This window comes from Acidovorax sp. KPB24-03 (assembly GCF_057546605.1).
In genome coordinates this window covers 1-8,147 of record NZ_BAAJYR010000158.1, presented here as the reverse complement: position 1 = coordinate 8,147, position 8,147 = coordinate 1, and the positions used below count along the sequence as shown (strand labels likewise).

At 65.8% G+C, this 8,147-nt stretch carries 6 protein-coding genes; 3 read left to right on the top strand and 3 right to left on the bottom strand.

The annotated features are described in order from the left end of the window. Both AC27KI_RS15520 and AC27KI_RS15515 read right to left on the bottom strand, forming a co-directional pair. Positions 1–381: biotin/lipoyl-containing protein (locus AC27KI_RS15520; RefSeq protein ID WP_487114610.1), on the bottom strand; the 381-nt coding region annotated here is incomplete at its 3' end. 52 nt (positions 382–433) lie between these two features. Continuing rightward, the gene (locus AC27KI_RS15515; protein ID WP_284430830.1) at positions 434–3,313 is read right to left on the bottom strand and encodes a 2-oxoglutarate dehydrogenase E1 component; all 2,880 of its coding nucleotides are present in this window, start codon (positions 3,311–3,313) and stop codon (positions 434–436) included. 232 nt (positions 3,314–3,545) lie between these two features. Between AC27KI_RS15515 and AC27KI_RS15510 the strand changes: the two genes are divergently transcribed. The 3 genes from AC27KI_RS15510 to AC27KI_RS15500 are packed head-to-tail and all read left to right on the top strand — an operon-like array spanning position 3,546 to position 7,346. After that, positions 3,546–4,604, top strand: a complete 1,059-nt coding sequence (locus AC27KI_RS15510) for an AI-2E family transporter (RefSeq protein WP_487114608.1) — start codon at positions 3,546–3,548, stop codon at positions 4,602–4,604. 42 nt (positions 4,605–4,646) lie between these two features. Then, entirely contained in the window at positions 4,647–6,905 is a 2,259-nt protein-coding gene (locus AC27KI_RS15505; protein WP_487090056.1) for a diguanylate cyclase domain-containing protein, read from the top strand. Positions 6,906–6,962: 57 nt separating this feature from the next. Next, the gene (locus AC27KI_RS15500) at positions 6,963–7,346 is read left to right on the top strand and encodes a FlxA-like family protein (RefSeq protein WP_284430827.1); all 384 of its coding nucleotides are present in this window, start codon (positions 6,963–6,965) and stop codon (positions 7,344–7,346) included. Between the two features lie 138 nt (positions 7,347–7,484). On the opposite strand, the gene AC27KI_RS15495 is transcribed toward AC27KI_RS15500, so the two are convergent. Next, on the bottom strand, positions 7,485–8,147 hold a 663-nt coding region (locus AC27KI_RS15495; protein WP_487114606.1), incomplete at its 5' end, for an ATP-binding cassette domain-containing protein.

Sequence of the window (8,147 nt, the reverse complement as noted above, 5' to 3'; positions counted from 1 at the left end):
GTTGTCGGCCAGCAGCTTGGCGGCGGCGGGCATGGCCACATCGCCCTTGGAGCCGCCTGCGGCAGCGGGGGCTGCAGCGGCTGGTGCGGGCGCGGCGGCAGGGGCAGCTGCAGCGGCAGGGGCGGCTGCGCCGGCCTTGCCTTCGGTGTCGATCTTGGCGATCAGCTGGTCGGCCACCACGGTGGCGCCGTCACCTTGCACGATTTCCGCCAGCACGCCGGCCGAGGGAGCAGGCACTTCGAGCACGACCTTGTCGGTCTCGATTTCGATCAGGATCTCATCGACGGCGACAGCCTCGCCGGCCTTCTTCTTCCACGTGAGCATCGTGGCTTCCGCCACGGATTCGGACAGTTGGGGGACTTTGACTTCAACGATAGCCATGGGAATTCTTTCGGGGTTTGTTTCTGCTTTTTGTGTGTTCGGGTTTCCGGCCTTACTTGGTCAGGACAAACCCCTTGAGCTTGGCGAACGCGCCGTCCACCAGGGCCTTTTGCTGCTCCTGGTGCAGGTGCGAGTAGCCCACCGCGGGCGATGCCGAGGCGGCACGGCCGGAGTAACCCAGCTTCTGGCCTTCGAGCATGTTCTCGTGGATGTAGTGCTGCACGAAGAACCAGGCGCCCTGGTTCTGCGGCTCGTCCTGGCACCACACGATGTCGGTGGCGTTCGGGTACTTCTTCAGCTCGGCGGCGAAGGCCTTGTGCGGGAACGGATAGAGCTGTTCCACGCGCAGGATGACGACGTCGTCGGCTTCCTTCTCTTCGCGCTTCTTGACCAGGTCGTAGTAGACCTTGCCCGAGCAGGCGATCACGCGCTTGACCTTCTCGGCCTTCTTCTCGATGGCTTCGTTCTGCTCCGGGATCACCGTCTGGAAGCTGCCCTTGGTGAACTCGGACAGCGGCGAGGTCGCGTCCTTGTTACGCAGCAGCGACTTCGGCGTCATGATGATCAGCGGCTTGCGCAGGTGGCGGACCATCTGGCGGCGCAGCACGTGGAAGATCTGGCTGGCGGTGGTGGGCTGCACCACCTGCATGTTGGCGTCGGCCGACAACTGCATGAAGCGCTCCAGGCGGGCCGAGCTGTGCTCGGGGCCCTGGCCTTCGTAGCCGTGCGGCAGCATCAGCGTGATGCCGTTCACGCGGCCCCACTTCACTTCGCCGGAGGCGATGAACTGGTCGATCACGACCTGCGCACCGTTGGCGAAGTCGCCGAACTGCGCTTCCCAGATCACGAGCGTGTTGGGGTCGTTGGAGGCATAGCCGTATTCGAAGCCCAGCACCGCCTCTTCGGACAGGATGGAGTCGATCACGACGAACGGAGCCTGGTTCTCGCTGACGTTCTGCAGCGGCACGTAGGTGCCCGTGTCCCACTTCTCGCGCTTTTGGTCATGGATGACCGAATGGCGGTGGGTGAACGTGCCGCGGCCGCAGTCTTCGCCGGACAGGCGCACAGGGAAGCCGCTGGCCACCAGCGAGGCGAAGGCCATGTGCTCGCCCATGCCCCAGTCCACCGGAATGTCGCCACGGCCCATGGCGGCGCGGTCGTCGTACACCTTCTTGACCAGTTGGTGCGGCGTCACGCCTTCAGGGATGGTGGTGATCTTTTCGGACAGGCGCTTCCACTCGGCCAGCGGGATGGCGGTGTCGCCGGCATCGGTCCACTTCTTGCCCAGGAAGGGGCTCCAGTCCACCGCGTACTTGCTCTTGAAGTTGGTCAGTACCGGATCGACCGTGTGCTTGCCCGCATCCATGGCGGCGCGGTAGGCCTTGGACATGTCGTCGCCCAGGGTCTCGCCCAGGCCCTGCGTGGCCAGCTTGTCGGCGTACAGCTTGCGGGTGCCGGGGTGCGCGCCGATCTTCTTGTACATCAGCGGCTGGGTGAGCGCGGGCGTGTCCTGCTCGTTGTGGCCCAGCTTGCGGAAGCAGATGATGTCCACCACCACGTCCTTCTGGAACTCCATGCGGAATTCGAGGGCGAGCTGCGTGGCGAACACGACCGCTTCGGGATCGTCGCCGTTCACGTGCAGCACGGGCGACTCGATCATCTTGACCACGTCCGTGCAATACAGCGTGGAGCGGCTGTCACGCGGATCGGAGGTGGTGAAGCCGATCTGGTTGTTGATCACGATGTGCACCGTGCCGCCCGTGGAGTAGCCACGGGTCTGGGCCAGCGCCAGCGTTTCCTGGATGACGCCCTGGCCGGCGAAGGCCGCGTCGCCGTGCACCAGCACGGGCAGCACCTGCTTGCCATGCGGGTCGGCGCGGCGGTCCATGCGGGCACGCACCGAACCTTCCACGACGGGGTTCACGATTTCCAGGTGGGAGGGATTGAAGGCCAGCGACAGGTGCACCGGGCCGCCAGGGGTGCTGACGTCGGAGCTGAAGCCCTGGTGGTACTTCACGTCGCCTGCCGGCAGGTCTTCCGGAGCGGTGTGGTCGAACTCGGCGAACAGGTCCTTGGGCATCTTGCCCAGCGTGTTCACCAAAACGTTCAGACGGCCGCGGTGGGCCATGCCGATCACGATTTCCTGCACGCCCTTGGTGCCGGCGGCCTGGATGAGTTCATCCATGGCGGCGATGAAGCTTTCGCCGCCTTCGAGCGAGAAGCGCTTTTGGCCGACGTACTTGGTGTGCAGGAAGCGCTCCAGGCCTTCAGCGGCCGTGAGGCGGTCCAGGATGTGCTTTTTCTTGTCGGGACCGAAGCTGGGCTTGCTGCGGATGGTCTCGAGCTTTTCCTGCCACCAGCGCTTCTGGTTCTGGTCGGTGGCATACATGTATTCGACCCCGATCGAGCCGCAGTACGTTTCGCGCAGCGCGTTGATCAGCTCGCGCAGCGGCATGGCTTCCTTGCCGAAGAAGGTGTTGCTCGTGTTGAACACCGTTTCCTGATCGGCATCGCTGAAGCCGTAGAAGGAGGCTTCGAGTTCAGGAATCTCAGGGCGCTCGGTGCGCTTCAGGGGGTCCAGATCGGCCCAGCGCTGGCCGACATTGCGGTAGGCCGAGATCAGTTGCTGGACAGCGGTGCGCTTGCGGCCCATTTCGGAGTCGGCGCCGGTGGCACCGACGACCTTCGTGCCGCCTTGCTTGGCGCGCTCGGCGAAGGCATTGACCACGGGCAGGTGGGGCACGTCCTTGGCGTTCGAGCCATCGACGGCAGGCACGTGCTGCAGGGCATCGAAGTATTCGCGCCACGTGTCGGGCACGCTGCCGGGGTTGACGAGATAGTTCTCGTACATCTCTTCGACATAGGGCGCATTGCCGCCGAAAAGATAGGTGTTGCCTTGGTAGGCTTGGTATACGGATGTCGTATCGCTCATATTCCGCTGACCTCCGCTTCCCTGAGGGAAGCATTAGCTGGTGGGTAAAACCTTCCGCGACACGGCTGAACCGATTGGCGGATGCGACTGTGGCTGGGGAAGGGCCGGGGGTGCGGGCGCCATTGTGCCACCGAACGCCCAGGAGCGAGCCCTACACGGCGTAAGCGCGTGTTCCTTCGCCGCCGTGTCACTGCGGTCGCTTACATTTCGTCATTATCCGTACCCCGCCTCTATGAACTCACCCACCCTTCAGAGCCGCACGCTGTTGCTTCTTCTCATCGCGGTCACTGTCGCGTTCTTCGCCATCCTGTGGCCGTTCCACGGAGCGGTTTTCTGGGGCGTCATCCTGGCGATCCTGTTCACGCCGCTGCACCGGCGGCTGCTGCGGCGCATGCGCGGGCGGCGCAACCTGGCGGCCCTGTGCACCCTGGGACTGTGCCTGGTGATCGTGATCCTGCCCATGACCTTCATCAGCATTTCGCTGGTCCAGGAGGCCGGACTCATCTACGAACGCATGAAATCGGGGCAGCTCAACTTCGGCGCCTACGTACAGCAGGTGCTGAGTGCCCTGCCCTCCTGGCTGCTGGGCCTGCTGGACCGCTTCAACCTCACCTCGGCCGCCGAGGTGGAGGCCAAGCTCTCGTCCGTGTCGGTGCAGGCCGGCCAGTTTCTGGCCACCAAGGCGCTGGACGTGGGCCAGAACACGCTGCAGTTCATCGTGAGCTTCGGCATCATGCTGTACCTGCTGTTCTTCCTGGTGCGTGACGGCAGCTCGCTGGTCAACCGCATCCGCCAGGCCGTGCCACTCGACGAAGAGCACAAGCGTCAGCTGGCCAGCAAGTTCACCACGGTGATCCGCGCCACCGTCAAGGGCAACATCGTGGTGGCCGCCGTGCAGGGTGCGCTGGGCGGGGTGATCTTCTGGATCCTCGGTATCCAGGGCCCCATCCTCTGGGGCGTGCTGATGGCCTTCCTGTCGCTGCTGCCCGCCATCGGTGCCGGCCTGATCTGGGGCCCGGTGGCCATCTATTTCTTCGCGACCGGCGCCATCTGGCAGGGTTCGGTGCTGGTGGCTTTTTGCGTCTGCGTGATCGGGCTGGTGGACAACGCCCTGCGCCCGGTGCTGGTGGGCAAGGACACGAAGATGCCGGACTACATCGTCCTCATCTCCACCCTGGGCGGCATGGCCCTGTTCGGGCTGACGGGTTTCGTGATCGGCCCGGTGATCGCAGCGCTCTTCATCGCCACCTGGGACTTGTTCTCGCAACCCGCCGATTCCCCGATAAAGTAACAGCGCAGCACCCGCCGGCCTCCGTGCCGGCCGCCATGCGCCATGCCCCAGATTTCGCCCCGTCGCCTCGTCCTGCTGGCCCTCGTGCTGTCGGCAGGCATTGGTGCGCTCTTCGTGCGGGCGATCCTCACGATCCGCGACGACGCCTGGTCGTACGCGCTGCACACCAACAGCAGCCTGGCACGCACCATCGAGCAGAACATCCAGCGCACCCTGAACGGCTTCGACTACTCGCTGGTCGGGGTGGCCAAGAGCCTGTCGGACCCCGGCCTTCCGAGCCTGACCCCGCAGATGCGCAACACCTTCCTGTTCGACCACTCCCTGCACACGCCCGGCCTGGGCGCGGTCGCGGTGCTGGATGACAAGGGCAACTTGATAACGCGCTCCACCAGCCTGGAGCCCCTGAACCTCAACCTGGCCGACCGCGATTACTTCCAGGTGCACCAGACCAGCCAGCGCGAGGGGCTCTACATCGGGCATCCCATCCGCGGCCGGGTCTCGGGCTCGTACAGCCTGCCCATCAGCCGCGCGTATTTCCGCAGCGACGGCAGCTTCGGCGGCGTCGTGGTGGGCACCGTGAGAATCAACTATTTCAAGGAGCTGTTCGCCTCCATCGACGTCGGGCCGATGAGCCGCGTGGAGCTGTGGAGCACCCGCGACGGCACCACCGTCGCGCGCTTTCCCTACGCCGAAGGGGATGTCGGCCAGCCGATGGACGACGCCAGCCTGCTGGCCCGGCTGCAGACGGTCGACAGCGGCAGCTACACGGCGCAGGACCCGCAGGACCGCACCGAGCGGCTGCACACCTTCCGCCGCATCGGCAACTACCCGCTGGCGGTGAGCGTCGGGCAGTCGGCGGACACCATCCTGGCCAAGTGGCGCGCCAGCGCCAAGGTGCTGGGCGCGTTCGCGGTGCTGTTGATGGCGGCCTGCCTGGGCCTGTCCGCCCTCTTCGCGCGGGAGTTGCAGCGCCGCCAGGCCATCGCGGCCCAGCTCAAGCAGGCCGAGCACGACACGCGCACCATCCTCGACAACCTGCCTTCCATGGTGAGCTACTGGGACAAGGACCAGCACAACCGCTTCGCCAACCAGGCGTACATGGACTGGCTGGGCGTCTCGCGCGAGCGCATGCCCAACGTGAAACTGCTGGACGTGCTCGACCGGGGAACCTACGAACACGCGTTGACGCACATCCGGCAGGCGCTCAAGGGCCACAAGCAGGTCTTCGAGCGGACCATGCCCCTGCCCTCCGGCGAGGTGCGCCACACGCTGGTGTCGTACATCCCGGACAAGGAAGGCGACGAGGTGCAGGGCATCTTCGTGCAGATCGACGACCTGACCGACCGAAAGCGCATGGAAGACCTGCTGTTCGAGGAAAAGGAGCTGATCCGCCTGACGCTGCAGTCCATTGGCGATGCGGTCATCTGCACCGATGCCGAGGGCTGCGTCACCTACATCAACCCGGTGGCCGAAAAGATGACCGGCTGGCAGGCCTTTCATGCCGCGGGATCGGACATCGACGACGTCGTGCCGCTGCACGAGGCCGGCAGCGACAGCGGCTTGAGCCCCACCCGCAAGGCGCTGGCCGAAGGCCGGGCCCAGCCCTCGAAACGCGGCGTGGTGCTCCAGTGCCGCGACGGACGGCGCATCGACATCGAGAAATCGGTCAGCCCCATCACCGACCGGCACGGGCACGTCACCGGTACGGTGATGGTGCTGCGCGACGTGACCGAGGCCATGGAGATGTCGCGCCGTATGGCCCACCTCGCGCAGTACGACGTGCTGACCGACCTGCCCAACCGCGTGCTGCTGCAGGACCGCGCCCAGCAGGCCATCGCGCACGCCCTGCGGGATGACCGCAGCCTCGCGCTGATGTACATCGACCTGGACGGGTTCAAGCAGGTGAACGACACCCTCGGCCACGATGCCGGCGACCTGCTGCTGGTGCAGGTCGCCCGCCGCTTCAAGGGCGCCGTGCGGCATTCCGACACGGTGTGCCGCCAGGGGGGCGACGAGTTCGTCGTGCTGCTGCCCAAGCTGGACAACGCCGACCAGGCCTGCCTGGTGTCGCAAAAGATCATGGCCGCGTGCGAACCGCCGTTCGATCTGCAGGGCGAGGTCCGGCAGATCGGCCTGAGCGGCGGCATCGCGCTGTTTCCGCAGCATGGCCGCAATTTCGAGGAGCTGTCGCGCAGCGCCGACATGGCGATGTACGCGGCCAAGCGCGCGGGGCGGGGGCATTTCCGGCTGTATGCCGGGCCCGACCAGGAGCCCACCATCGTGCCGGCGGACAAGAAATGACGGAATAAACGCCGGCAAGGCCTACAGTTCCGTCCCCAATCAGCCGATACCTCCTTCATGTCCCTGTCCATCTCCTCCGCCTCCAGCACCTCCTCCACCAGCGTTTCGGGGAGCCGCTCTTCGGGCCAATCGAGCGGTGACATCGCGGCGCTTCAAAAGCAGCTCAAGGACCTCACGGCCGACCTCAAGCAGGCGTCGGCAGAAGCCAGCCAGGCATCCGACCCCAACGACGCCAAAGCCAAGCAGCAGAGGCTGCAGGCACTGCAGAACCAGATCCAGCTCGTGCAGCAGCAGATCGCAGCCATCCAGCAGGCCCAGCAACAGGAGCAGCAGCAAAAGGCCATGGAAAAGGCCATGGAGCAGCAGCAGTCGGCCGACCAGAAGAAGACGCCGCCCGCCGCCTCCACCACGCTGGGCACGCAGGTCGATACCTTCGCCTGATCGCCGCACACGGCGCCCAGACAGACCGCACGAACGCGCGGTGCGCCCCAATGCCTCAAGCCTGCGATTTGCTATTTAATTGATAGCAAACAGGACAATCAATACGCCGGCATGGGGCCGAAAACACCCCAAATCGGCTCAACCCTCCCCATCCAGCCCGGCCGCGGACACCAGCCTCTGGGTGTAGGGGTGCCGGGGCGCATCCAGCACCGCCTGCACCGGGCCCGACTCCAGCACCTCGCCGTCCTTCATCACGATCACGTCGTGCGCCATCGCGCGGATGACGGCCACGTCGTGCGTGATGAGCAGGTAGCTGAGCGAGCGCTCCTTCTGCAGGCGCTGCAGCAGTGCCAGCACCTGCTGCTGGATGGTGACGTCGAGCGCGCTGGTGGGCTCGTCCAGCACCAGCAACCGGGGGCTCAGGATGAGCGCACGGGCAATTGCCAGCCGTTGGCGCTGCCCTCCGGAAAACTCGTGCGGATAGCGCGCCAGCAGACCCGGGAACTGCGCGTCGGTCAGTCCCACGTCCTCCAGCGCCGACTCCACGCGCGCGCGGCGGTCGGCGGGCGGCAGTCCGGGCTCGTGCACCCGCAGGCCCTCGCCCACGATCTCCTCGACCGTCAGGCGCGGCGACAGCGACGAAAACGGGTCCTGGAACACCACCTGCACCTGCCGGCGCAAGGCCTGATTGGCCGGGGTATTGCGCTGGGCCGGCAGCTGCCAGCCCTGCCCTGCGATCCGCAGGTCGCCCTGGTACGGCAGCAGCCCCAGCAGCGCCTGCGCCAGCGTGGACTTGCCCGA